A 25267-nucleotide genomic window follows, 5' to 3' on the forward strand; every position below is an offset into this window, starting at 1 on the left:
GGCGGGCATATGGTCCATCATGCCCGGCCGGATACGGGCCGCGAAGCAGAGCCTCCGGAGGTGTCCGGAATCATTTCGCCAGGGTGAGAACGACCAAGGGCACCGGCTGGTCGGTGGTGGCCTGGAACTCGGCGAGCAGCGGATTGTTCGCCAGCGCCCAGGCCGCGAATTCGTCGTAGGCCGCGCCGGTGAGTACCCGGGCCGTGCCGTGGTAGACGTGATCGCCCGACTCCACGATCACCGCGGGATCGGCGCGCACATTGTGGTACCAGGATGGGTAGCCGCCCTCGGCGAAGGAACTGATGTAAAGGGTGTCGCCACGATAGAGCGCACCCAGTGGGACCACGTGCCGTTTGCCGGAACGCGCACCGGTGGTGGTGAGCAGCAGCAGCTCGGCCCCCGCGTAGGGTCCGCCGACCCGTCCGCCGTTGGCCCGGAACTCCCGGATCACCTCGGTGTTCCAGTCGGCCGGGCCCCGCTCGGTGGCCTGATTCCACGGGGCGGTGGGGTCGTCGTAGCGGAGGTGGCCGGCCACGGGGGCCGCGTCGAGGGAGCGCGCTGCTTCGGTCATGGCGCGCAGTCTGCCGGAGGGCACCGACAGAAAACGGTTCAGCGCAACGGTTTTGCGGGCCGCTCCGTATCGCTGCGCGGCGAATCGGTGGTAGCCGGGTCGCCGAGGGCCACGAGTTGGCCGTCCCGGTGTTCCAGCACCGTGCTGCCCAGCACGCCGAGCGAGATCGGGCCGCCGCCGTAATCGGGACGTGCCACCGGGATACGGCTCACCTGCGCGCCGGTGGACGGGTCGAGGGCGGCGATCGCGCCGGGTACCGGCAGCAGGATCTTCCCGGCCATCGGCACCGGCGTGCCGAGTGCGTCGGCGGCGGTCCACATCGGCTCGAACGTTCCGGCGTTCAGCGCGATGACACTGTTCCCGGTGAACACCAGGAACGCCGAACCGGTGCGGACGGTCGCCGCGGTCTGGTCGAGTGGTGCCGAGAGTTCCTGCGCGACAATCGGATTGCCCTTGGCGTCGAGGATGGTCAGCCGCGGCGCCTCCGGGTCGGCACCGCCGATGCCCGGCTGGTAGACCGCGATCCGATTGTCCGATACCGCGATCACGCGAGCATCGGCGGAAGCCGCGCCCGCGCCCTCCAGCAGGTGTGACCCGTACTCCTCGGGGACATTGTCGTCCTTGGGGGCGGGCGCCAGCACGGAGATCCGGTCCGCCGGTTCGCCCGGGCAGCGTTCCAATACCACCAGCCGGGACGGACTGGACGCCGCGGACAGGAGCTCGCAGTCCTTACGCGGCTGCGTTTTCCAGTTCTCCTTGGCGTCGACGTAGCCGTACTCCAGGGTGCGCACCAGATCCGAACGCCAGACCTCGAGCCGGTCGGGTCCTTGGGCGACCACGTACGTGCCGTCCACCGACAGGCGCAGCCGATCATCCATATAACTGCTGCGGGCGGTCCGTCGCTGCCCGTCGGCACCGGCGACCATGGTCGTCTCACTGCAGCCGCGATCGGTGCGGTAGACGGCCACGACCATTCCGAACTGAGATTCCACCCCGCACAGCGGCAGCTCGCGGGTATAGCGCCACACCTGCGCGCCGGTCCGGGGATCGTGCCCGACCACGCTGCCGTCGGCACCGGTGACCACCACCCCTTCGGCAGTGAGCGCCCGGGTGGTCGCCGTATCGGAGGCACGCCACATCTCCTGGAGCTTCCCGGGCAGTTTCGCGGCGGACTGCGGGGGCCGGGCCGGCTCGTCGGCGACGACGGATTCGGTGTTCGCCACGCCGCTCGTCGCCCATGCCACAATCACCGCGACCACCACGAATACGGCGATCGCGGCTGCGGTGATGACGTCGGCGCGCGTTCGCCGCTCAGGTGCGAGCACGTAGGCGAGCGTAACGGATGGCCGGTCCGCGTCCCGATGGTGCTCGCGACCCTCCCACCGGGCCCGTGGACCCGGAAACACCACGAGCGCCGACGGTGGATACCGTCGGCGCTCGTGGTGGTGCGGGTCAGGCCTGGGCCGCCGCGCTCTCGTTCACCGGAGATACGGCGGTGCCGCCGTCCTCCCCGCGCGGGGAGGGCTCTCCGCCGTTCTCGGCGTCGGCCGGTTTGCGGCGCCGCCGGCGGCGGGCCGGCTTGTCGGCGCTGTCGGTGCCTGCCTCAGCCTCGGTGGTGCCTGCCTCGGTCGAACCGTTGTCCTCGCGCGCACCGGACTCGGTATCGGCCGGACGCCGCCGCCTGCGCCGTCGGCGGGCGGGGGCCTCCCCGGTCTGCTCACCGGCGTCCGCCGGGGCATCGGTCTCGGGCGTGGTCGCGGTGGTCTCCGCCTCCAGCGGTTGCCCGGCGCGAGTGCGCCTGCGGTTGCGTTTACGGGGTTCCCGCTCCGGGCGTTCCACCACTACGGCGTCCGGGTCGCGCTGGGGCTTCTGCGCGCCCACGGTGCCGGTGACGCCCTCTGGGATACCCAGTTCGGCGAACAGGTGCGGGGAGCGCGAATAGGTTTCCACCGGCTCGGGGATGCCCAGCCCCAGGGCGGCGTCGATGGATGCCCAGCGGGTCAGTTCGTCCCAATCGATCAGCGTGACCGCCACACCTGTGCGACCGGCCCGGCCGGTGCGGCCGATCCGGTGCACATAGGTCTTCTCGTCCTCCGGGCATTGATAGTTGACGACGTGGGTCACATCGTCGATATCGATACCGCGCGCCGCGACATCGGTCGCGACCAGGACATCGATGGTGCCTTTGCGGAATTTGGTGAGGGCCTTCTCGCGCGCGATCTGCCCCAGGTCACCGTGGACGGCGCCGACGGCGAAACCGCGTTCGGCCAATTCGTCGGCGACCTTCTGCGCAGTGCGTTTGGTGCGGGTGAAGATCATGGTGGCGCCCCGGCTCTCGGCCTGCAGCACCCGGGCGACCAGTTCGCTCTTGTCCAGGGCGTGCGCCCGGTAGACGAATTGCGCGGTGCGGTCGTGGACCGCGGAATCGTGCGGTTCCTCGGCCCGGATATGGGTCGGGCGGGTGAGAAATGTCCGGGCCAGGGTGATGATCGGCCCGGGCATGGTCGCCGAGAACAGCATCGTCTGACGTTTGTCCGGGACCATTCCGAGAATGCGTTCGATATCGGGCAGGAAGCCCAGATCGAGCATTTCGTCGGCTTCGTCCAACACCAGGACGCCCACTTTGCCGAGGATCAGATGTTGCTGATCGGCCAGGTCGAGCAGCCGGCCGGGAGTGCCGACCACGACATCCACACCCGAGCGCAGTGCCGCGATCTGCGATTCGTAGGGCCGGCCGCCGTAGATGGAGGCGACCTGGAGTGGCCCCTTCTCGTTGCGGAGATATTTCGCCGCGTTCTCGAGATCTTTGGTCACCTGGATGCACAGTTCGCGCGTGGGCACGATGACCAGGGCGCGCGGGGTGCCGTCCAGCGGCGTGGTCCCGGATTCGGTGGTGCTGATCCGATGGAGCAACGGAACTCCGAAACCGAAGGTTTTACCCATACCGGTTCGGGCCTGGCCGATGAGATCCTCGCCGGCCAGCGCCAGGGGCAGGGTGAGTTCCTGGATTGCGAAAGTGCGTTCGATACCGATCTCACCGAGCGAGCGCACGATTTCGTCGCGCACTCCCAGTTCGGTGAAAGTCGGTGCGGTGTGTGCGGAGTCCAACTCGGCTGTCAGCAGTGTCTCCGCCAGACCGGGTTCCGGTTCTACTGTGATCTTGCTCAGGTTCGTGCCTTCCCTCGTTATCGCGCTACACGCGCACGAGGCGTGGGGCGGACCGGCCGGCCCGCGACGACCACGGATCCGCCCTGCGATACTCACCCGGGCCGCCGCCGGATGTCGGCAGGTGCCCGCGAGCGGGGCAGCGAAGCTCGGACATCGGCGCAGCGCATCGGTGATGCGGATCTGGTGCGCGCACATTTCCTGTGGACCCGGGAGAATTCTCCGACACCGCACGACGCACCCGGGGTGCGCGACTTTCGGTGCTGCCGGTTCTGATGGATCGGCTGAATTCTTCCGTTGTCCGTCGCGATTGTAGCGTGCTATTGTTCCGCGCTCCGAAAGGCGTCGGCGCAAATTCGCTGGACGTTGTTCGTTTCCGGATCCGTTCCGGGTGAGCGGTACTGTGCGGCAGAACGTTTCACCCGGTGTGGCGACTGCCCGCGCGACCCCGGACGCCGTCGTGTCCAGGAAGTGATTCGGCACACACCGCACTTCCGGGCGCCGGGTATAGCTGGTACCGGCGTATACATGTATGAGAGATTCGTGCCGTGAGCATCGCAGACCGAGGTATCGCCCTGGCCGATCGGGCCATCCGCGCGGTGGACCCGGACGGGGAGCTGTCCCGGGCCGTCGAGCGGGCCGCGCGCAACGCCTGGGCTCTCACCTTCGGCGACGGCGTCGAGGGCCACCGCCCCACCCCGGCGTCGGTGCTGTGGGACGAACCGCACCGCCAACTCCGGCGCTTCGAACCGAGCCTGCTCGCGGGCACCGCCGACCTCTCGGCGGCCGCGGTACTGCTGGTGCCGCCGCTGGCCGCGCCCGCCGGATGTTTCGATCTGCGCCCCGGCCAGAGTCTCGCGGAATTCCTGCTGGAGACCGGTCGCGCACCGTACGTGATCGACTACGGCGAGATCACCTACGCCGACCGCCGGATGGGCTTCGACGACTGGGTGTACGACATCCTGCCCGAAGCGATCCGCCGCACCGCCGCCGACCGCGCCGCGGCCGGTGGTGAACGGCAGGTGGATCTGGTCGGCTGGTCACTGGGCGGCACCATGGCGCTGCTGACCGCGGCCGCGGACCCCGCCCTGCCGGTGCGATCGATCACCGCGGTGGGCGCCCCACTGAACTACAGCGCCATGCCGATCACTCCGCAGCTGGCTGCCGCCGCGCGGCTCACCGGGACCGGCGACGCCGTGGGAGCTGTCCTCCGCGCGGTCGGCGGCGTCCCGGCACCGCTCACCCGGCTCGGCTACCGCATCACCGCATGGGACCGTGAGGTCAAACGCCCCTGGTTCGTCGCCAACAACCTCGCCCGCACCGAATCGCTGGCCCGGATGGAGGCCATCGATCGGTTCATGGCCGATATGCCCGGCTATCCGGGCCGGGTGTACCAGCAGTTGTGGAACCGGCTGGTGTTGCGCGACGAAATCGGGCGCGGTGTGGTCGATTTCGGGCAGGGGCCGATCCGGCTGGCCGATATCACCGCACCGGTGCTGCTGGTCGGCGGACCGGCCGACGTCATCACCCCGGCCCGCGCGGTCGAGCACGGACTGCGCACCCTCACCGGTGCGAAAGCCGTCCACTACGAGACGGCACCCGGTGGGCATCTGGGCATCCTCGCCGGAGCCGCCGCGCGCGCGACGACCTGGACCTATCTCGACAAGTTCCTCACCACGCAGGGGTGACAGACGCGGCCACACCGGTGTGACCGGTGCGGTACGCGGCGGCGGCGTACTACGCTGGAGTTCCATGGGAGCACAGTCACCCGCCGGGTTGGGTGTAACACCGAGCGATTCGTCCAGTTCGCTGATTCCCGCCGATCATGCCGGCGTGACCGACCTGTTCGCCGTACTCGCCTACGGCGAGATATCCGCGTTCTACCGGCTGAGCGAGGAAGCCTCACTGTCACCGAGTTTGCACGGCAAGGTCGCGGTGGCGCGGATGGCGGCAGCCGAACTCGCGCATTTCGAACGTCTCGACCTGGCACTGACCGCGCGCGGCGCCGATGTGTACGCAGCGATGGCCCCGTTCACGCGGGCGCTCGACGACTACCATCGCTCCACCGACCCGTCCACCTGGCTGGAGTCGATGGTCAAATTCCATGTCGGCGACGGGATCGCCGCCGACTTCTACCGTGAGATCGCCGGTGCCCTGAGCCCGGACGTGGCGGCCGTCGTCCGCGACGTACTCGCCGACACCGGTCATTCCGAATTCGTCGTGGAAGAAGTCCGCCGGGCCGTCGCGACCAGTCGATCCGAGCGCGACCGGCTGACCCTGTGGGGCCGGCGGTTGCTCGGTGAAGCGATCACCCAGGCCCAGTACGTGATGGCGCAACGCGATGAACTCACCGAACTGGTCCTGGCGGCCACCGGCGATCTGAACGGTATCGCCACGCTGTTCGAACATATGCAGACAGCGCATGCGGAGCGGATGGCCGTCCTGGGCCTCTGACCCCTCGTGGCGAGCGACGGTGTCGATCGTGCCGCGGACGATGAGGCCGCCGGCCTTGCCGGTCGGCCGACTCGGTCAGGTCCGAGCACCCTGACCGAGGTGGACCCACTCACGCCGGCCCGGGCGCAACCCCGCACACACCTCCCGCCTTCTCCGGATGGTCGGCATCCATGGTCGGGGCCCGCCCCGATTCTGGAGCGACGAAGCGAAGGAGCGCAGCGACTGAGCGCAGGAGTGAAGAATCGGGGTTGATAGGGCCCCGACCCCGCGGCGCCGAAGGCGCCGCCATAAACACTGTTCGCTGACAGCGCACCCCGTCGTGTGTCCGGGGTGGGGTGGCTGAACTAGCCTTACTGGGACAGCACAGGACTCTAGGTTCGGAGGTTGGCCGTGGAGGTCAAGATCGGTATTTCGGATAGCCCGCGTGAACTCGTCATCGCCAGTGCGCAGAGTCCGGAGGAGGTCGAGGCTCTGGTTTCCGAGGCGCTGGGTTCCGCGAGCGGCGTGCTGGCACTCGCCGACGAGAAGGGCCGTAAGTACCTGATCCAGGCCGGCAAGGTCGCCTATGTGGAGATCGGTGCGGTGACCGGCGGCCGGGTGGGTTTCGCGGCGGTCTGAGTTCTGATCCCGAACGAACCGAAGCCCCCGCCGGACGACCGGTGGGGGCTTCGTCGTATCTGCGGTCGCGTGGATCAGGGGAGCGGGTGGAGGGGGACGTGTTTCAGACCGCCCCAGGCCAGTGCGACCGTAGTGTCGACGGCTTCGTCCTTGGGGATCGGCCGGTCAGCCTCCAGCCAGTACCGGGCGGTGAATTGGCTGGCGCCGACCAGGCCGACCGCGAGGATGCGAGCCCGGTAGGGGTCGAGCCCGGAGTCGTGGGCTACGAGGTCGTAGACCGCGTCGACGCAGGCTTCGGTGGCTTGTTCGACGCGGCGTTGGACCTGGGGTTCGTTGGTGAGATCGGATTCGAAGACCAGGCGGAAGCCCTGCATCTCGTTGTCCACGAAGTCGTAGTAGGCCGCGACCGCCGCCCGGACCCGCTGTTTGTTGTCGGTGGTGGAGCGCAGCGCCTGGCGCACGCTCGACACCAGCATGTCGACGTAGTTCTGCAGGACGGCCAGGTAAAGTTCCAGCTTGCTGGTGAAGTGCTGGTACAGGACAGGCTTGCTGACTCCGGCGCACTGGGAGATCTCGTCCATACCGGCGGCGTGATAGCCGCGTAGTACGAAGATCTCGCTGGCAGCCGCTAGTAGTTGCTGGCGCCGTTCGTCACGGGGAAGCCGGGTGCCGCGTTTGGGGGCGGTGCCGGACGACGAACGGGACGTCATCCGGTCCACGAGGTCGGTCATATTCGGATCTCCCAGTCGATTCCCCGGCAAAGGGGTGTGTACCGGGTCTTTCGAGCACCATACTCGCTTCCGATGCTGTTGCCGACCCGGGTGGGCGAACCCGGGATCGGCCCCGATCCGCATGCTGCCCTTGAGGAATGCTGGAAAGTGGCCGATGTGGGCCCGGTCCGCCCGTTGATGGCGGTACTTCCATTGTGGCCGTTACGGCGGGTTGTGAGAGTGTGGAACTGTGACCGACCGACCGGAAAACCTCTCCGGCAGCGGGCGCAGCGCGCACCGCCCCCAGGATTCAGAGCTCGCGGTCGCCGCGAGGACGGTGCCGACGTCGCACGACGAGGCATCCAGGGAGCCGTTGTCGGCGCGCCGGGACCCGGTCGGTGATCCGCCGCCGGTGGCCAGGCTCGCGGCCGGTGGTCGACGGCGACGGCATCGGTTAGTGCTGTCCCGGTATGGCTGGCGGGTGTATGCGCTGCCGGTTCTGGTGGTGTTGACGGTGTTCGTGGTGGTCGACGCGGCGCGGACCGGTACCGGCCGGACCGCCGATCCGATCGAGCCGGGTTTCGGGGCGCTCGGGCCGCCCCCGGCGAGCGCCGGGGTCATCGGTGCGCCGCCGGGCGACGGCAGTTTCCCGGAGGATCTGCCGATCGGGGCATTGCCCGAGGGCGGGAAGTTCACAGAGACCGGTAAGGGCAGCTGGCGGATCATCCCGGGCACTTCGCCCCGGGTGGGTGCGGGTGAGCAGTACACCTTCACCTATACGGTCGAGGTCGAGAACGGTATCGACACACGCAATTTCGGCGGCGACGATTCGGTGGCCCGCTTGGTCGAATCGACCCTCGGCAACCCGAAGAGCTGGGTGCACGACCGCAAGTTCGCGTTCCAACGGGTCGACCGCGGGGTACCCGATTTCCGGATCTCGCTCACCGCCCGGGGGACCGCCCGCGCGGCCTGTGGTTTCGATATCCCCATCGACTCCTCGTGCTACAACTCCGACGAGGCGCGGGTGGTGTTGTCCGAGGCGCGCTGGGTGCGCGGGGCTCCGGCGTTCGACGGCGATATCGGCTCCTACCGGCAGTACCAGGTCAACCATGAGGTAGGGCACGCGATCGGCTATCACGAGCATCAGCCGTGCGAGAGCGAGGGCGGCCTGGCCCCGGTGATGATGCAGCAGACCTTCGGTACCGCCAACAATGAGATCGCCGCGCTGGATCCGTACGGTGTGGTGCCGATGGACGGGAAGACCTGCCGCTTCAACCCTTGGCCGTATCCGCGCGGCTGAGGCCGGCGCACGTGACACCGCGGCTGAGCTCGCGCACGTGACACCGCGGCTGAGCTCGCGCACATGCCACCGCGGCTGAGCCCGCGCACACGAGACCGGGCAACCCCGGGAAGAATGGTTCCCGCGGCGGCGTTGTACGGAAAACCTACGCCGGTGTGGGTGCGGGTCACAGCGGCTACGGGTCACCGGGAACGCACAGCACCCGCGCACACCACATCCGGCTATTTCGATACGAGGAGTTCGAAGACGTGTCATCACCGCAGTCCCTGCCCCCACTTGTGGAGCCCGCCGTCGAGCTGACCAGGGACGAGGTCGCCCGTTACAGCCGTCACCTGATCATCCCCGATCTCGGGATGGACGGGCAGAAACGGTTGAAGAACGCGAAGGTGCTCGTGATCGGCGCCGGCGGGTTGGGTTCCCCGGCGCTGCTCTACCTGGCCGCGGCAGGGGTGGGCACTCTCGGCATCGTCGAGTTCGACGAGGTGGACGCCTCCAATTTGCAGCGGCAGGTCATCCACGGTGAATCCGATATCGGCCGTCCCAAGGCCGATAGTGCTCGCGATTCCATTCTGGAGATCAACTCCGGGATCGATGTGCGGCTGCACAAGATCCGGCTGGAGCCGGAGAACGCGGTGGAACTGTTCGCCGAATACGACCTGATCGTCGACGGCACCGACAACTTCGCGACCCGCTATCTGGTCAACGACGCCGCGGTACTGGCCGGCAAACCGTATGTGTGGGGTTCGATCTACCGGTTCGAGGGCCAGGTCTCGGTGTTCTGGGAGGACGCTCCGGACGGCCGCGGGATCAACTATCGGGACCTTTATCCGGAGGCCCCGCCGCCCGGAATGGTGCCGTCCTGCGCCGAGGGCGGCGTGCTGGGGGTGCTGTGCGCCTCCATCGGTTCGGTCATGGTGACCGAGGCCATCAAACTGATCACCGGTATCGGCGACCCGCTGCTGGGCCGGCTCATGGTGTACGACGCACTCGATATGAGCTACCGGACCATCAAATTGCGTCGTGATCCCGCGCGTCAGCCGATTACCGAATTGATCGATTACGAGGCGTTCTGCGGTGTGGTGTCCGAGGAGGGCCAGGCCGCGGCTGCCGGTTCCACCGTGACCGCCCGCGAGCTCAAGGAGCTGCTCGACGCCGGCGATGTGGAGTTGATCGATGTGCGTGAACCCGTCGAGTGGGACATCGTGCACATCGAGGGCGCGACCCTGATACCGAAGGATCGCATCCTCTCGGGTGAGGCGCTGGCGGAGCTGCCGCAGAACCGCAAGATCGTGCTGCACTGCAAGACGGGTGTCCGGTCGGCCGAAGCCTTGGCCGCGCTCAAGCAGGCGGGTTTCGCCGACGCGACACATCTGCAGGGCGGGGTCATCGCCTGGGCTCACCAGGTGGATCCTTCGCTGCCGGTGTACTGAGCCACGATCCACAACCGGACCCATCGGACCGCCGGGGACGTCGCTGACCTGCGCGTGAACGGCGGAAGGGTGCCGGTGGCGAGGCAGCATCGTGTCTGGTGGACGGCGCGCGCCATGGCGGGTCGCGGCCCTGCTACGACACGGTGTGGCGCGGTAGCGGGGCCCGATGGCGGGAGTACGGTACGGCCGTGACCACCACTGTCGAACCCCCCGAGCATGTGCGGGCCACGTACGGTCTGCGGGAAATGACCCCCGTCGCCCTCGGCGACTGGGAGGGCGGCTGGCGCCTCGGTGATGTGGTGCTCAGCCCCGTCGCCGACCACGCCCGGGCGGCCTGGTCCGCCAAAGCCCGGGAGAGCCTGCGGGTGGACGGGCTGCGGCTGGCTCGGCCGGTGCGGGCCACCGACGGTCGGTATGTGGTGTCGGGCTGGCGGTGCGACACCTTCATGCCAGGGTGCCCGGAGCCGCGGCACGACGAGGTGGTCTCGGTCTCGCTGCGGCTGCACAAGGCGACCGCCACTTTGGAACGGCCCAGGTTCCTGTCTCAGCCGCCGGTCACCCCGTGGCTGGACGTGGATGTTTTCGTGGCCGCGGACCGTGCGGCATGGGAAGCGGTGCCGCTGCGCACGCTGCGCGCGGCGGGCGCGGTGATGGAGAACTCGCCGGACGGGCGCCACAGCTTGGAGCTGATCGGTCAGCTGGCCACGTTGCGCAAGCCGGTGCGTACTCCGCCGCAGTTGGTGCACGGCGATCTGTTCGGCACCGTGCTGTTCGCCGGTGCGCAGACGCCCGCGCTCACCGATCTCACCCCCTACTGGCGGCCGCCGGCGTGGGCGGCGGGTGTGGTGGTGGTGGACGCATTGTCCTGGGGCGGGGCCGACGACGGTCTGCTGGAACGCTGGTCCGATCTGCCGGAATGGCCGCAGATGCTGTTGCGCGCGGTGATGTTCCGGCTGGCGGTGCATGTTCTGCATCCGCGATCCACACCGGAAGCACTGCCGGGGCTGGTCCGGACGGCGGACATGGTGCGATTCTTGCTCTGAGCGGGAACTCGCACAGCGACACCGGAGGACGGTGAGGTACCGGATGGCGCCCGGCCGGTATGGACCGGCCGGGCCCCATCCCTGGACCATGAAGCCCTCAGACGTTGGCGTGGGCCAGTGACGGAACCCGGCCCACCGCGAACGCGGTGCGGCTGTAGCACCACCAGGTGACCCCGCCCATCACCAGGAACGCGGCGGCATAGGCCCAGAACGCGGGCGCCATGGTGCCGAAGTGGGTGTTGGACAGCCGCAGAGCCTGCTGGAGCACGAAACCGCCGAATGCGCCGACCGCGCCGATGACGCCGATGGCCGCGCCCGCCTGCCGCTTCGCCGAAGCGGCCGCTTCCGCCGGCTCCAGACCATCATCGGAGACGTATCTCTTCGACTCGGCGCTGAAGATGGACGGGATCATCCGGTAGGTGGAACCGTTGCCGATCCCGGCGAGCACGAACAGCATCAGGAAGGCGAGCAGGTACAGCGGGAAGCTCTTCATCTCCAGGGCGGCCATGATGAGAGCGACCGCCACAGCCATCGCGCCGAACACCATGATGGTGATCTTCGCTCCGCCGCCCAGTTTGTCCGAGAGCCAGCCGCCGAACGGCCGGGAGAAAGAGCCGACCAGCGCACCGAGGAAGGCGAGATTGCCGAGGGTGGTGATCCAGCCGATACTCGCCAGGTCCGGGAAGTTGGCCTTGATGAGCGTGGGGAAGGCGAACGAGAACCCGATGAACGATCCGAAGGTGCCGATGTACAGGAACGCCATCACCCAGGTGTGGTGGTTGGTCAGCGCGGGTTTGTAGGAGCGTCCGTCGGATCTCGCGGTGGACAGGCTGTCCATATAGCGCAGCGCGCCGAACGCGGCGGCCAGTATGAACGGGATCCACACCGATATCGACAGGGTGATGCCGAACCGGTATCCGGCGGCGTCCTTCGCGGTCAGATAAGTGCCCAGCGTGATCAGCAGTGGCACCAGCAACTGGGTCTGCGCGACGCCGAGATTGCCGCCCGCGGCATTGATCCCGAGCGCCGCCCCCTTCTTGCCGTCGGGGAAGAAGAACGAGATATTCGCCATCGACGAGGAGAAATTTCCGCCGCCGAAGCCGGACAGCGCGGCCAGGCCCACGAAAACCCACATCGGGGTATCGGGCTGGTTGACGAAGTAGATCAGGCCCAGGGTGGGGATGAGCAGCATCGCGGCACTGAAGGCGGTGAAGGCCCGGCCGCCGAATCGCGGGATGGCGAATGTGTAGGGGATGCGCAGGGTCGAACCGACCAGTGTCGGAATGGAAGTGAGCAGCAGCGCGTTGCTGACCGCGGCCGGGTCGCCCTTGCCGAGGCCGTCGAGGAAAGCGAATCCGGCGGCGCCCATTCCGGTGACGACGCTGGCCCACAGGACCCAGATGCTGAATCCGAGATTCTCCGCGAATACCGAGAACAGCAGGTTCTTCCGGGCGGTACGATCGGCGCCGGATTTCCAGAACCGTTCGTTGTCGGGTTCCCACCGATCGATCCAGCGACCCCGGCGCCGATGGGTGAAAGTCGTTGCCGTATCGGTTGATCTATGGCCGGTGTCGGCTAGCGCGGTCAGCGCGGTCATCGGGGTCCCTCTCGTCGTTACCCGATCCCCCGGACCGGGGTTGCCCGGCCGCGGCAGCGGGGCGGTCGAGTGCGATGTTGTGATGTGAGAAAACGCTAGAAGCCGGGTGTTTCGATGAAATAGCGCGCAATGACGATCGCCACAAATCCCGCTCACGGAACGAGAACACCCGGGTGATCGGTCCGTAACCTCGCTGGAACCCGGCCAGGATCGCTTCCGAGGGTGATGTGTTCGGGGTGCGGGGCAGGTGGACGCGCCCGGCTGGAGCGAAGGCGAAGGTACGCCGGGACGACTGCCCCGGCACACTCGCCTGATGAGTCAGTGGCCCGGGTAGTCGGCCAGCAGGGTGTCGAGGAAACAGCGGGTTGTCCGGGCGGCCCGTTCGGCATCGCCGTCGACGATCGCCTGCACCAGTTCGCCGTGTTCGGCGGCGTACCAACTGTCGATCCGGTCGGTACGCGACCGGATCCCGGATTCGATGTAACCGAGCAGCGATTCGTAGAACTCGATGTACACGGCGTTACCACTGGCGAGCACGATCGCCCGGTGCAACTGGACGTCGGCCTCGATGGCCGCGGTCCGGTCTACTCGCCAGAGCCGGTTGCGATCGTCGAGTAGCCGGCGCAGGGTGGCGATATCGGAGTCGTCGCGCCGGTGCGCGGCCAATGCGGCGGCGGTGGCCTCGATACCGTGGCGTAGTTCCAGGACATCGCGTTCGGCGGCCTCGGCGAAGTATTTGGCTAGGGTCCCGCCCACTTCCGAGGTCGCGATGACGTAGGTACCGGAGCCCTGCCGCCGTTCCAGCATGCCGGCATGGACCAGTGCCTGAACGGCTTCGCGTAGGGTGTTGCGGCCGGTGCCGGTGAGTTCGGCCAGTTCGGGTTCGGTGGGGATCCGCGTCCCGATCGGCCAGCGTCCCGAGCGGATATCCTCTTTGAGTTGCTCGGTTACCTGGGCGATGAGGCTGGTGCGGCGCACGCTTTGCACGGCAACAGAGTACCGCCCATCACAATCTTATTGCCCCACTCATAGGGTCATCCTATGATTTCTCGGTGACTGCAGCGCTGCCCGAGACCCCGCAAGCGGCCGATTCACCCCTCGAGCAGCGGAAACGCAGTCTGATCGAGGGCCGTTTACTGGTACTCGCAGCGATCGTCATGTCCGCTTTGGTTCTCCGGGTCGCGGTCACCGCGTTCACACCGCTCGCCGATGACATCGGCCGGGAGATCGGTTACTCCACCGCCGTCGTCGGCGTCTTCGGCATGATCCCCACCCTGATGTTCTCCATCATGGGCCTGCTGACACCGATGCTGGTCCGGCGGTTGGGCCTGGAATGGACCGCGCTGACGGCGATGGCCGCCGCGGGTACGGGCATGCTGGTACGCGTTCTCGTCTCGGGAACCGTCGAGTTGCTGCTGTTCTCCGCGCTGGCGCTCGGCGGTATGGGAATCGGCAATATCGTGGTCCCACCGCTGGTCAAACGCTATTTCCCGGATCGTCTCGCCACGGTCAGCGCGCTCTACATCACGATGGTGCAGATCGGCACGGTGCTGCCCGCGCTGGTGGCGGTACCGCTGGCCGAGGCGCACGGATGGCGTATATCGCTGGGAGTGTGGGCACTGCTCGGCTTCGCGGCGGCCGTGCCCTGGATCGGGGTGCTGCGGGCTCGCCGCGGTCGCGCGGTCGCCGACACCACCGGCCTGCCGGACCCGGGTAGCGCGCCGATGCCGCAGGTGTGGCGGTCGCCGCTGGCCTGGGGAATGGCGGCCACCTTCGGTATGACCTCGCTGACCACCTACTCGATGTTCACCTGGCTGCCCACGATCCTCGCCGACGCCGGTGCCGACGCCGCGTTCGGCGGTTCGATGGTCGCCCTGTTCGCACTCGTCGGACTGGTCGCCGCCCTGACCGCGCCCACGGTTGCGGTCCGGCTCACCAACCCCTATCCGGTGGTTGTCGGCTGCGCGGCGTGCTTCTTCGTGGGCTTCGCCGGATTGCTCTTCGCACCCATGAGCGTGCCTGTGCTGTGGGTGGCGATCCTGGGTCTGGGCCCGAGTACCTTCCCGATGACGCTCACCCTGATCAATCTGCGCACCCGCACACCGGCCGGTTCGGCGGCGCTGTCGGGATTCACCCAGGGTGTCGGCTATGCGCTGGCCTGTGTCGGACCGCTGGTGTTCGGCATGCTGCACACACTCACCGACGGGTGGACGGCACCCTTCGCGCTGCTGTGTGTGTCGGTTCTGGTGCTGCTGACCGGCGCCTGGCAGGCCTGTAAACCGCGGATGCTCGAGGATTCGATCTCGCCGCGCTGAACCCCGCGCCCGGACATCGGCGGCCTTCTCACCTGAGCGGTTCGAACCGCGTGAGAAACCGTTGATTCGACGGTCATTCTGGGCAGCATTGCCGCAATACCGGTTTCCTACCGTGGGGTCGAACCACGTTGGGAGGCCCTTGTGAGCACGGAGACCGAAAGTCGCGCAGACGCCCTGTCGGCGATGTTCCGGCGCCCGAAGCTGGAGCGCTGGGATGCCGAGGACACCGCGGCCTGGGCGGCCGGCGGTAAGAAGATCGCCACCCGCAATCTCATCTGGTCGGTCGCCGCCGAGCACATCGGATTCTCGATCTGGTCCATCTGGTCGGTCATGGTGCTGTTCATGCCGACCGAAACCTATGGGATCGACGCGGCGGGCAAATTCTTCCTCGTCGCCGTTCCCACCCTGGTCGGCGCCATCCTGCGGATCCCGTACACGGTCGCTACGGCCCGGTTCGGCGGCCGCAACTGGACGGTGTTCAGCGCGGCCGTGCTGCTGGTGCCGGCCGCTCTCACCCTGTACTTCGTGAACCAACCCGGTACGTCCTATACGACTTTCCTGATCGTGGCGGCGTTCGCCGGTCTGGGCGGCGGCAACTTCGCCTCCTCGATGACCAATATCAACGCCTTCTACCCGCAGCGCCTCAAGGGCTGGGCGCTGGGGATGAACGCGGGCGGCGGAAATATCGGCGTTCCCGTCATCCAGTTGCTCGGCCTACTGGTCATCGCGACCCTCGGCAACGCGTACGCCTCGCTGATCTGCGCGACCTATCTGGTGCTGGTGGTACTCGCCGGGCTCGGCGCGGCATTGTTCATGGACAACCTGCCCAACCAGAAGGCCGATCTGTCCTTCATGCTCACCGCGTTGAAAGTGCCGCAGTCCTGGGCTGTTTCGTTTCTCTACATCGGTACCTTCGGTTCTTTCATCGGATACAGCTTCGCGTTCGGTCAGATCCTGCAGATCAGTTTCGTCGCCGGTGGCGACACTGCCGCCCAGGCCACGCTGCACGCCGCGCAGATCGCCTTCATCGGACCACTGCTCGGGTCGATCGCCCGCCCTTACGGCGGCAAACTCGCCGACCGGATCGGTGGCAGCAGGGTGACCCTGTTCACCTTCGCGGCCATGACGGTCGCGGCGGTGGCGGTGGCGGTGGCCTCGACCGTCGCCGACGGCTCGAACAAGGGATTCTCGGGTCCGGTACTGGGCGTACTGGTGGCCGGTTTCGTGGCGCTGTTCATTCTGTCGGGCCTGGGCAACGGCTCGGTCACCAAGATCATTCCGTCGGTCTTCGACGCCAAATCCCGTGGCCTGGACGTGAGCACCGCCGAACGCGCCGCCTGGGCACAGAACACCTCCGGCGCGCTGATCGGGTTCGTCGGTGCCATCGGCGCACTCGGCGGAGTCGGTATCAACCTGGTACTGCGGTCGTCCTACTCCTCGACCCGATCGGCCACCACCGCCTTCTGGGTGTTCACGGCCTTCTACATCGCCTGCGCCCTGGTCACCTGGGCGGTGTTCCTGCGCCGGCCCGGCGCTACTGCTCGCGACCGCGAGATCATCGCTGCTGCCGAGGCTCTGGTCCGCCGGGCCGAATCCGGCTCCCGTACCCCCACCCAGCCCACCGAATCCCGGTCCGCCCGGTCGTCGGCGAACCTCTGACACCGGATCTCCACGGAGGACACCATGAACGCACAGCGCAGAACAGTCGTCGTCGCCGGACACGGCATGGTCGGGCACCGGTTCGTCGAGGCGATCCGCGCGCGGGACGAAGCGGGGCAGTGGCAGGTCGTCGTACTCGGTGAGGAAAAGCTCGCCGCCTACGACCGCGTGGGCCTGTCCGCCTACGTCGGTAGCTGGGAAACCGCCTCGCTGGCGTTGCCGGGTAACGAGTACATCGGCGACGATCTGGTCGATCTGCGCCTCGGGCAGCGGGCCGAGATCATCGACAAGGACGTCCAGAAGGTCACCACCACCTCCGGTGAGGTCCTCGACTACGACGCGCTGGTCCTGGCGACCGGTTCCTACCCGTTCGTGCCCCCCGTGCCGGGGCACGAACACGCGGAGTGCTTCGTCTATCGGACCCTCCAGGACCTCGACGGGATCAGGGCCGCCGCCGACGCCGCCGGGCCGGGCGCGCACGGTGTGGTCGTGGGCGGCGGCCTGCTCGGACTGGAGGCCGCCAACGCGCTGCGCCTGCTCGGGCTGACCCCGCACGTGGTGGAGTACAACGACCGCCTGATGCCGGCCCAGGTGGACGAGGGCGGCGGGGCGATCCTGGAGAAGCTGGTCACCGACCTGGGGCTGCGAGTGCACACCGGGGTGGGCACCGCCGGGATCGAACGCGACGACGCGGCCGACCCCGCCGAGCGGCTGCGGATCAGCTTGTCCGACGAGAGCGTTATCGATGCCGCGCTCGTGGTGTTCTCCGCGGGCGTCCGTCCGCGGGACCGGCTAGCCCGCGACGCCGGCCTCGAAGTCGGCCCGCGCGGTGGTGTGATCACCGACCTGGGCCTGGCCACCTCGGATCCGAACATCTACGCCATCGGCGAATGCGCGGCGATCGAGGGTGTCTGCTACGGCCTGGTGGCGCCCGGGTACACCACCGCCGAGATCGTGGCCGACCGGCTGTTGGGGGGTGCCGGTGAGTTCCCCGGCGCCGATATGTCCACCAAGCTGAAACTGCTCGGCGTGGATGTGGCGAGCTTCGGCGACGCGCACGGCACCACCGAGGGCGCGCTGTCGGTGGTGCTGCACGACGCGGCGCGGGGCACCTACGCCAAACTGGTGATCTCCGACGACGCGCAGACCCTGCTGGGCGGCATCCTGGTCGGCGACGCCACCCAGTACGCCGCATTGCGCCCGCTGGTGGGCCGGCCGCTGCCGGCCGAACCGGCCGCGCTGATCTCCCCGGCCGGAGCGGAACTGGGTGCCGACGCGCTGCCCGACGAAGCACAGATCTGCTCCTGCAACGATGTGAGCAAGGGCGCCATCTGCGGTGCCATCGCCGAGGGCGCCTGCGATATCCCGGCCATCAAGGCCTGCACCAAGGCCGGCACTTCCTGCGGCGGTTGTGTGCCGATGATCAAGAAGGTGCTCGAACAGTCCGGTGTCGAGATGTCCAAGGCCCTGTGCGAGCACTTCACACAGTCGCGCGCGGAGCTCTTCCAGACCGTGCAGGCCACCGGTATCCGCACCTTCTCCGAACTGATCGCCCGGCACGGTAAGGGCACCGGGTGCGATATCTGCAAGCCGACCGTGGCCTCCATCCTGGCTTCCACCTCCAGCGATCACATTCTCGAGGGCGAACAGGCCGCGCTCCAGGACACCAACGACCATTTCCTTGCCAATATGCAGAAGAACGGCACCTACTCGGTGGTGCCGCGGATGCCGGGCGGGGAGGTCACGCCGGAGCAACTGATCGTGATCGGCGAGGTCGCCAAGGAGTTCGGCCTCTACACCAAGATCACCGGCGGGCAGCGGATCGACCTGTTCGGGGCGCGTGTGGAACAGTTGCCGCTCATCTGGAAGCGGCTCGTGGACGCCGGCATGGAATCGGGCCACGCGTACGGCAAATCGCTACGCACCGTCAAGAGCTGTGTCGGATCCACCTGGTGCCGCTACGGCCAGCAGGATTCGGTGGGCATGGCCGTACTGTTGGAGAAGCGCTACCGTGGATTGCGGTCGCCGCACAAATTGAAGCTGGCGGTCTCCGGTTGCGCTCGCGAATGCGCCGAGGCCCGCGGCAAGGATGTGGGTGTCATCGCCACCGAGAACGGGTGGAACCTCTACGTCGGCGGCAACGGCGGTCTCACTCCCAGACACGCGGTGCTGCTGGCCGGGGATCTCGACGACGAGACCCTGATCTCCTATATCGACCGCTACCTGATGTTCTACATCCGTACCGCGGATCGGCTGCAGCGCACCGCGCCCTGGCAGGAGGATCTCGGTATCGATTACGTCCGTGAGGTGGTCTGCGCGGACAGCCTCGGAATCGCCGCCGATCTGGAGCAGGCGATGACCGCCCATGTGGCCGGTTACCGCGACGAATGGGCCGCTGTCCTCGACGACGAGGAGAAGCTCTCCCGGTTCGTATCGTTCGTCAACGCTCCGGCCGAGACCGATCCGACCATCACCTTCGACGAGAGCGGTGAGCGAAAGGTCCCGGTGCTGCTGGGCCTGCCCGCCGTGCCCGGAGGAGGTAGCGGAGCGTGACCATGGAGTGTGCGGTGGGTGGGCCCGGATGGTGGGAGCCTGCCCGCCGTGCCCGGAGGAGGTAGCGGAGCGTGACCATGGAGGGCGCGGTGGGTGGCCCGGATGGAGAGAGCCTGCCCACCGTGCCCGCTACCAGTGGGAAATGACGGCTTAACCGTCAGGAAACAGGCCGCCGGTACCAATGGGTGATGCGATACCTCCGCCTTCGCTGCGGCCTCCGCGGACCGTATGTACCAGCTTCTGAGGAGGCTTCATGATGCGATACCTCCGCCTTCGCTGCGGCCTCCGCGGACCGTATGTACCAGCTTCTGAGGAGGCCCAATGACCATTATCGATAGTCCCGCGATCGTTCCGGCCGTTACCACAGGGTGGACCCGGGCATGTCCGCTCGAATACCTGATCCCCGGCCGCGGTGTGGCGGTACTACTGCCCGGCGGCGCCCAGGCGGCCCTGTTCTTGCTGCCCGAGGGGACGCTGTACGCGGTCGGCAATATCGACCCCTTCGGCCGGGCGGCGGTGATGTCGCGCGGCATCGTCGGCGACCGCGGCGGGGAGCCGGTGGTCGCGTCGCCGTTGCTGAAGCAGGCCTTCTCGCTGCTCGACGGGCGGTGCCTGGACAACGATACGGAGAGCCTGCCGGTATATTCCGTGCGCGTGGACGACGGACAGGTGTCGATCTCGGACCGGCCCGTGACCGTGGCCCCGAACGGCTGCCCAGCATGACGGTTCCGGACGCGAACGCTTCGCTGGCCGGTTTCACGATCGGTATCACCGCGGCCCGCCGGGCCGAGGAATTCGCCACGCTGCTCACCCGGCGGGGCGCCTCGGTTGTCTCCGCGCCGGCCATCCGGATCATTCCGCTCGCCGACGACACCGAACTGGAGCGGGTGACCGGTGAGCTCGTCGCCCATCCGCCTCAGATCGCCGTGGCCACCACCGGTATCGGATTCCGCGGCTGGATGGAGGCCGCCGAGGGTTGGGGCCTGGCCGAGCAATTACGGTCGACTCTGGGCGGAACCCGGATGCTTGCGCGCGGCCCCAAGGCCAAGGGAGCGATCCGGGCTGCCGAATTGCGTGAGGAATGGTCCCCGGCGTCCGAGTCCTCGGCCGAAGTGCTGGACCATCTGCTCGCCGAAGGTGTCGAGGGGGTGCGGATCGCGGTCCAGTTGCACGGTGCCACCACCAAATGGGAGCCGATTCCCGATTTCTGTGAGGTGCTGCGCTGCGCGGGCGCCGATGTGGTGCCGGTGCCTGTCTACCGGTGGGAGCCGCCCGCGGACCGCGGCCCGATGGACCAGTTGATCGAGGCCATCGTGACCTCGGCGATCGACTGTGTGACCTTCACCAGCGCCCCGGCTGTCGCGTCGATGCTGATGCGCGCCAAGGAAACCGGAGTGCTCGAGGGCGTATTGCACGCGCTGCGCAGTCGGGTGCCGGCGGCTTGCGTCGGGCCGATCACCGCGGCCCCGCTCGAAGAACTCGGCGTGCCCACCACGATGCCGGGCCGGGCTCGGCTGGGCGCGCTGGCCCGCCACGTCGCCGAGGAGCTTCCGCGTCGAGCCGGGCGGATCAACGCCTCCGGGCACACCATCAGCGTGCGCGGTGCGTGCGTGGTGGTCGACGGTACGGTGAAACAGCTCGCGCCGGCGCCCATGGCCCTGATGCGCGCGCTGGCCCGCCATCCCGGCCGGGTCGTCTCCCGTGCGGATCTGCTGGCGGCGCTGCCCGGCGGCGGCGACGATACGCATGCCGTGGAGACCGCGATCGCCCGGTTGCGGGCGGGGCTGGGCACTCCGAAAGCGATCCAGACCGTGGTCAAGCGCGGTTACCGGCTCGCCATGGACCCCGCCGAATGCATCGACAACAACGCTGATACCGCGCCGGCCCCCGCGCGCAACGCGCGCTACGTCCGCACTGTGGTGCCGGGATGAGGGCCCCGGCGCCCGCGCTGGTGCTGGTCGCGCACGGTACCCGCAGCGCCAGCGGTGTGCAGATGATCGCCGCGCTGGCCGAAGCAGTAGGACACGAATCGGGCCGGGCGGATGCGCCGGCCGGCCGGTGCGGGCAGACCGTCACACCGGGTTCGCCGGGCCGTGACCACCGGGCCCGGCTCGGCGGGCCCGGGCACGCGATCTGCGGTTGCTTGCCCGATCCGACCGCGGGTTTCGAACCGGAGGTGACCGCGTCCCCGGCCCTGCGTACCGCGTTCGTCGATGTACTCGGTCCCTCGCCCGCCGAGGTGCTGCGCGATCTGGCAGCCCGGTCCACTGTGGCCGGCGAACCCGTTCCGGCGGTGGTGGTTCCGGCGTTCCTGGCCTCCGGCTACCACGTCTACCAGGATGTTCCCCGAGAGATCGCGGAGAGCGGCCATCCGGCGGTGACCGTCACGGCGGCGATGGGTCCGGACCCCGCGCTGGCGCGCGTCATGGCCGTGCGGTTGCGTTCGGCCGGTTGGCGTCCCGGGGATGCCGTGGTCTTCGCCGCGGCGGGTTCCTCGGACCCGCGTGCCCGAGCCGATGTGCGCCGCGCCGCCGCCATGCTCACCGCCCGACTCGCGACTCCGGTGCGTACCGCCTATGTCGCCACCGGGACACCGCGAGTTCCGGAGGTGGTGGCACAGGTGCGCGTGACCGGGCAGGAGCGAGTGTTCATCGCCTCCTATCTGCTCGCGCACGGGCTCTTCCATGAACGCCTGCACCAGGCGGGCGCGACCGGGGTCGCCGAGCCGATCGGAGTACACCCGGCCGTGGTCCGGTTGATCGCGGATCGGTATCGGGCCGCCGTCCGCGACGTGGACCGCGTGGGAGTGCGTTGACCGGCCGCAACGTAGCCGCCGGGATACCGGCGACCGTCCATTTCCATCCGGGAACCAACCCACATCGGGGCGTAGACGCAGGACGATCTACACCGATCCTGGCCGGTCTTCGCGGGGGCGCTCGGCGGCTGAGCCTCGGCGCTCTGTCTCGGCGCTCTGTCTCGGCCGAGATCAGACCCGGTACCACACGAATTTGTTGTCGCGGGTAGGGCCGTACCGGTCGATCTGATCGAACAGCCGGGTGGCGGGCTCCACCACCGCGTTGTGAGATTCGTCGTCCTCGTATGCGACGAGAATGCCGACGAACGCGGCATGGCCGTCGGAGGTCTGCCGGTAGACCACGGCTCCGGAATCACCGGGTTCGGCACCGAGCGTGTTGGTTGCGTAGAGCCAATCCTCGTTGGCCTCCAGAATCGACCCGCAGCGCCAGCCCGTGGTGGAGCCGATCTTGCAGACCTCCTGGCCCACTCGCGGTTTCATATCCACTGAGGACAGCCCGAATTGTCCCATGGAGGCGGAGACGCCTATTCCCTCGTAGAGGCGGATCAACCCGAACCCGAGTTCCCGGTCTTTCTCGGGGCGATGGAATTCGAACCACCCGATCGGGTTGCCGATCGTGTCGGTGATGACGCCCTCGCGGTAGCAGTGGCCCGCGGTCACCGCGTACTGAGCCTTGCCGATCGACCCGGTGAGCCCGATGGTGCAGCGGGCAATCAACGGTGTGTCGTCGACGATCTGGACATTCCGGATCTCCATCCCCGGATGTACGGTCACCGCAGGGGTGGCCGCGGCGACGGACCCGGGGACCAGTGCCGCGCCGAGCACTGCGGCTGCCGCGCACGCGGCCGCCGTGATGGATATCGGACGCCGATTCCGCTCCCGCCGGAAAACGCTGAACATCGCGTACCTCGCACCTGCTCGAGCGACCGCGGCGCGGTCGGATCGGGCAGTCAGCTTAGATGATCGGCTGTCGTGGCGCCGATATGGACTTCCCAACAACTGGAAGAGACGGCTGGCGTGTCTTCGGCTGTGACAACGCCGTTCGGCCAGGTCGGGCGGACTGATCGAAACCCGTCCGCCTCAGGGCAGCGGGATGAACTCCACGCTGTCGCCGTCCCGGGCCCCCGGCGCGACGACGACCAGCCCGTCACGATCGACGAGCCCACCGAGGTGGGCGGTGCGGATCGCGGGATCGCCGATCCAACCGCCCCCGGCGCTGTACCGGGCGGGCACGATCCGCGTCACCGGGCCGGAGATCTCGGCCGCATTGCGCAGTGGCCCGGTGGGGCTGCGCCGGGCCGGGGCACCGGTACGGCCCCCGACGATGGCGGGCACCAGGGCCAGCAGGGTCGCGATCGCCGCGTAGGGGTTGCCGGGGAGTCCGAGAACTGTCGACGCTGTAGGTAGTTCGGCGACAACGGTGGATCCGCCGGGACGCAGGGCGAGCCGGGGCACGAGGATGCGGCCCCCGCAGCGGTCGAGGGCGCCACGGAGCTGGTCGGCCGCGCCGCCGCCGGTGGCACCGACGACGACCAGCAGATCGCAGTCGGTCGCGGTGGCCAGCACCTGGTCGAAACCGTGGGCGGTATCGCGTAGATGGACCTGATCGAGCACCGGGATGCCGTGAGCAGCGAGCAGATCGGGCAGGATCGGACCGATCGAATCGCGGGTCTGCCCGGCCTGTAAGGGGCCGGCGCTGCGGATCTCATCGCCGGTCATGACGATCCGGGCGCGGACCGGGCCGCGGACGGTGGCGGTGGTGACCTCTACCGCCGTCGAGGCGGAGACGAGCGCGATGGTCACCGTGGTTCCCGCCGGGGCGATCTCGTCGCCGAGGTCGCGGTCCTCGCCGCGCCGGCGGATATCGGAGCGCGCCGGGGCATCGGGCAGCCGGTACAAGCGGTTCGCGGCGCCGGTCCGAGCGAATTCGTCGCGCAGTACCCGGGTCGTGCCCTCGGGGACCTGAGCTCCGGTGGCGATACGTACCGCTTCGCCCGGGTGCAGGCCATCGGGGCGTTGCCCACCGGCGAAGCCGATATCGGCGCGCAATTCCCATGGGCCTTCGCCCGCGACCGCGTAACCGTCCATCGCCGAGACATCGAATCGAGGTAGTGCTTCGGCGGCGATCAGCGGTGCGGCCAGGGCGGCGCCCCGGGCCCGGTGCAGTTCCGCCCGCCGTTCGGGAAGCCGGGTGAGTTCGTCGCGCAGTATCTCCTGTGCCTGATCCAGGGAGAGCGGTTCGGCGTCCGACGATGCGCTCTGCCTGGTTGCCGCTGTACCGGTTCCGCGGGGGTCTCCGTTCGCCGGCGTATCGAACGCGGCGCGTGCGGCATCGATCTCGCCGGGAGTATCGCAGTCGTCGACCCCGGCGAGCGCGACGATATTCGTACGAAGCGGGACCAGGGCTTTCATCGGCTGATTGATCACGGTGTCCAGTTCGCGAAGCCGGGCCACCAGCGGTTCGGTCCGCCACACTCCGATGAGGTACTGGGGGCGCCCCGAGAGGTCGGCGGCGAACACCGCGTCGAAATCATCACTGTGCCGCAGCAATTCGCTGATCGCGGAATCGGTGAGGAAGGGCAGGTCGGCGGCGAGCACGACGATATGGGCGGTCGGGCCCTCCCCGAGCGCGGCGAGTCCGGCGGCGAGCGCGGCGACCGGGCCCGACCCCGGTTCCGGCTCCCGGGTCTGCCGGATATGTGTGCCGAGGGCCGGCCGGGGCGGACCGACCACCACCGTCCGGCCGAGGGACGCCGCTGCGGCCAGCGCCGTCTCCAGCATGGATCGTCCGCCGACGACGAGGCCCGGTTTGTCGACGCCACCCATCCGGCTGGCCCGCCCCCCGGCGAGCACGATCACATCCGGGGCCAGCGGAGAATTCGGCATACGGTCATGCTATTCGCCGTCTGGGACGATGAGCCGGCCGGAGGCGTGGCGTTACCGCCCGAATGTTTCCGTTCCGGCCGGAAATCCCCAGCGCGCGGCCGCGCGAACAGTCCGCCCGGCCGCGGACTCCCGATCGCATTACCCTCCACCG

20 protein-coding genes are annotated in these 25267 nt (G+C 68.3%); 12 read left to right on the forward strand and 8 right to left on the reverse strand.

The features are described from left to right. Nucleotides 1-70: 70 nt before the first annotated feature. The 3 genes from OG405_RS02315 to OG405_RS02325 all read right to left on the reverse strand — a co-directional run bounded on the left by OG405_RS02315 (nucleotide 71) and on the right by OG405_RS02325 (nucleotide 3706). Nucleotides 71-571 (reverse strand): nitroreductase/quinone reductase family protein, encoded by a 501-nt coding sequence (locus tag OG405_RS02315; protein ID WP_327149983.1) that lies wholly within the window; start codon nucleotides 569-571, stop codon nucleotides 71-73. 38 nt (nucleotides 572-609) lie between these two features. After that, entirely contained in the window at nucleotides 610-1896 is a 1287-nt protein-coding gene (locus OG405_RS02320; protein WP_327149984.1) for an Rv3212 family protein, read from the reverse strand. Between the two features lie 127 nt (nucleotides 1897-2023). After that, nucleotides 2024-3706, reverse strand: a complete 1683-nt coding sequence (locus tag OG405_RS02325; protein WP_327152619.1) for a DEAD/DEAH box helicase — start codon at nucleotides 3704-3706, stop codon at nucleotides 2024-2026. A 578-nt stretch (nucleotides 3707-4284) separates the two neighbouring features. Here OG405_RS02325 and OG405_RS02330 point away from each other — a divergent pair. The 3 genes from OG405_RS02330 (at nucleotide 4285) to OG405_RS02340 (ending at nucleotide 6808) form a co-directional block, all read left to right on the forward strand. After that, nucleotides 4285-5424 carry an alpha/beta fold hydrolase gene (locus OG405_RS02330; protein ID WP_327149985.1) on the forward strand — a complete coding sequence of 380 codons (1140 nt, stop codon included), beginning with the start codon at nucleotides 4285-4287 and terminating at the stop codon, nucleotides 5422-5424. Nucleotides 5425-5488: 64 nt separating this feature from the next. Continuing rightward, nucleotides 5489-6190 (forward strand): ferritin-like fold-containing protein, encoded by a 702-nt coding sequence (locus tag OG405_RS02335; RefSeq protein WP_327149986.1) that lies wholly within the window; start codon nucleotides 5489-5491, stop codon nucleotides 6188-6190. Between the two features lie 390 nt (nucleotides 6191-6580). Beyond that, on the forward strand, nucleotides 6581-6808 hold the full coding sequence (locus OG405_RS02340) for a DUF3107 domain-containing protein (protein ID WP_327149987.1): 228 nt from the start codon (nucleotides 6581-6583) through the stop codon (nucleotides 6806-6808). A 74-nt stretch (nucleotides 6809-6882) separates the two neighbouring features. Here the strand turns inward: OG405_RS02340 and OG405_RS02345 are convergent, their stop codons facing one another. Then, nucleotides 6883-7539 carry a TetR/AcrR family transcriptional regulator gene (locus OG405_RS02345; RefSeq protein WP_327149988.1) on the reverse strand — a complete coding sequence of 219 codons (657 nt, stop codon included), beginning with the start codon at nucleotides 7537-7539 and terminating at the stop codon, nucleotides 6883-6885. 229 nt (nucleotides 7540-7768) lie between these two features. Between OG405_RS02345 and OG405_RS02350 the strand changes: the two genes are divergently transcribed. The 3 genes from OG405_RS02350 (at nucleotide 7769) to OG405_RS02360 (ending at nucleotide 11291) form a co-directional block, all read left to right on the forward strand. Next, a complete protein-coding gene (locus OG405_RS02350) occupies nucleotides 7769-8818 on the forward strand; it encodes a DUF3152 domain-containing protein (RefSeq protein ID WP_327149989.1) in 1050 nt (349 codons plus the stop codon). A 248-nt stretch (nucleotides 8819-9066) separates the two neighbouring features. After that, the gene (gene moeZ / locus OG405_RS02355) at nucleotides 9067-10248 is read left to right on the forward strand and encodes an adenylyltransferase/sulfurtransferase MoeZ (protein WP_327149990.1); all 1182 of its coding nucleotides are present in this window, start codon (nucleotides 9067-9069) and stop codon (nucleotides 10246-10248) included. A gap of 245 nt (nucleotides 10249-10493) precedes the next feature. Beyond that, entirely contained in the window at nucleotides 10494-11291 is a 798-nt protein-coding gene (locus OG405_RS02360) for a TIGR02569 family protein (RefSeq protein WP_327152620.1), read from the forward strand. Nucleotides 11292-11388: 97 nt separating this feature from the next. Here OG405_RS02360 and OG405_RS02365 read toward each other — a convergent pair whose 3' ends face one another. Together OG405_RS02365 and OG405_RS02370 are read right to left on the reverse strand one after the other, a co-directional pair. Continuing rightward, the gene (locus tag OG405_RS02365) at nucleotides 11389-12888 is read right to left on the reverse strand and encodes an MFS transporter (protein ID WP_327149991.1); all 1500 of its coding nucleotides are present in this window, start codon (nucleotides 12886-12888) and stop codon (nucleotides 11389-11391) included. 318 nt (nucleotides 12889-13206) lie between these two features. Then, the gene (locus OG405_RS02370; RefSeq protein WP_327149992.1) at nucleotides 13207-13875 is read right to left on the reverse strand and encodes a FadR/GntR family transcriptional regulator; all 669 of its coding nucleotides are present in this window, start codon (nucleotides 13873-13875) and stop codon (nucleotides 13207-13209) included. 65 nt (nucleotides 13876-13940) lie between these two features. Here OG405_RS02370 and OG405_RS02375 point away from each other — a divergent pair, with 65 nt between their 5' ends. From OG405_RS02375 to OG405_RS02400, 6 genes are all read left to right on the forward strand, one after another. Further along, nucleotides 13941-15203, forward strand: coding sequence for an MFS transporter (locus OG405_RS02375; RefSeq protein WP_327149993.1), 1263 nt, complete (start codon nucleotides 13941-13943; stop codon nucleotides 15201-15203). Between the two features lie 183 nt (nucleotides 15204-15386). Next, entirely contained in the window at nucleotides 15387-16862 is a 1476-nt protein-coding gene (locus OG405_RS02380) for a nitrate/nitrite transporter (protein WP_327152621.1), read from the forward strand. Nucleotides 16863-16886: 24 nt separating this feature from the next. Beyond that, complete coding sequence (nirB, locus tag OG405_RS02385; protein ID WP_327149994.1) at nucleotides 16887-19415, forward strand: nitrite reductase large subunit NirB; 2529 nt, start codon at nucleotides 16887-16889, stop codon at nucleotides 19413-19415. 321 nt (nucleotides 19416-19736) lie between these two features. After that, the gene (nirD, locus tag OG405_RS02390; RefSeq protein ID WP_327149995.1) at nucleotides 19737-20138 is read left to right on the forward strand and encodes a nitrite reductase small subunit NirD; all 402 of its coding nucleotides are present in this window, start codon (nucleotides 19737-19739) and stop codon (nucleotides 20136-20138) included. Beyond that, entirely contained in the window at nucleotides 20135-21346 is a 1212-nt protein-coding gene (locus OG405_RS02395) for a uroporphyrinogen-III synthase (RefSeq protein ID WP_327149996.1), read from the forward strand. The genes nirD and OG405_RS02395 overlap by 4 nt, the downstream gene beginning before the upstream one ends. Further along, nucleotides 21343-22230: a sirohydrochlorin chelatase gene (locus tag OG405_RS02400; protein ID WP_327149997.1), complete on the forward strand. Its 888-nt coding sequence runs from the start codon at nucleotides 21343-21345 to the stop codon at nucleotides 22228-22230. The genes OG405_RS02395 and OG405_RS02400 overlap by 4 nt, the downstream gene beginning before the upstream one ends. Before the next feature lie 171 nt (nucleotides 22231-22401). Here OG405_RS02400 and OG405_RS02405 read toward each other — a convergent pair whose 3' ends face one another. Both OG405_RS02405 and OG405_RS02410 read right to left on the reverse strand, forming a co-directional pair. Then, complete coding sequence (locus tag OG405_RS02405; protein ID WP_327149998.1) at nucleotides 22402-23130, reverse strand: hypothetical protein; 729 nt, start codon at nucleotides 23128-23130, stop codon at nucleotides 22402-22404. A 180-nt stretch (nucleotides 23131-23310) separates the two neighbouring features. Beyond that, entirely contained in the window at nucleotides 23311-25116 is a 1806-nt protein-coding gene (locus tag OG405_RS02410) for an NTP transferase domain-containing protein (RefSeq protein WP_327149999.1), read from the reverse strand. Nucleotides 25117-25267: the final 151 nt, after the last annotated feature.

Source organism: Nocardia sp. NBC_01329, assembly GCF_035956715.1.
Classification (GTDB): Bacteria; Actinomycetota; Actinomycetes; order Mycobacteriales; family Mycobacteriaceae; genus Nocardia.

Coding starts and splice junctions, on each gene's coding strand:
- nirD (WP_327149995.1), top strand. CDS start 19,737: ATGACCATTATCGATAGTCCCGCGATCGTTCCGGCCGTTACCACAGGG.
- OG405_RS02400 (WP_327149997.1), top strand. CDS start 21,343: ATGAGGGCCCCGGCGCCCGCGCTGGTGCTGGTCGCGCACGGTACCCGC.
- OG405_RS02315 (WP_327149983.1), bottom strand. CDS start 571: ATGACCGAAGCAGCGCGCTCCCTCGACGCGGCCCCCGTGGCCGGCCAC.
- OG405_RS02360 (WP_327152620.1), top strand. CDS start 10,494: ATGACCCCCGTCGCCCTCGGCGACTGGGAGGGCGGCTGGCGCCTCGGT.
- OG405_RS02345 (WP_327149988.1), bottom strand. CDS start 7,539: ATGACCGACCTCGTGGACCGGATGACGTCCCGTTCGTCGTCCGGCACC.
- nirB (WP_327149994.1), top strand. CDS start 16,887: ATGAACGCACAGCGCAGAACAGTCGTCGTCGCCGGACACGGCATGGTC.
- OG405_RS02380 (WP_327152621.1), top strand. CDS start 15,387: ATGTTCCGGCGCCCGAAGCTGGAGCGCTGGGATGCCGAGGACACCGCG.
- OG405_RS02405 (WP_327149998.1), bottom strand. CDS start 23,130: ATGTTCAGCGTTTTCCGGCGGGAGCGGAATCGGCGTCCGATATCCATC.
- OG405_RS02410 (WP_327149999.1), bottom strand. CDS start 25,116: ATGCCGAATTCTCCGCTGGCCCCGGATGTGATCGTGCTCGCCGGGGGG.
- OG405_RS02395 (WP_327149996.1), top strand. CDS start 20,135: ATGACGGTTCCGGACGCGAACGCTTCGCTGGCCGGTTTCACGATCGGT.
- OG405_RS02365 (WP_327149991.1), bottom strand. CDS start 12,888: ATGACCGCGCTGACCGCGCTAGCCGACACCGGCCATAGATCAACCGAT.
- OG405_RS02335 (WP_327149986.1), top strand. CDS start 5,489: ATGGGAGCACAGTCACCCGCCGGGTTGGGTGTAACACCGAGCGATTCG.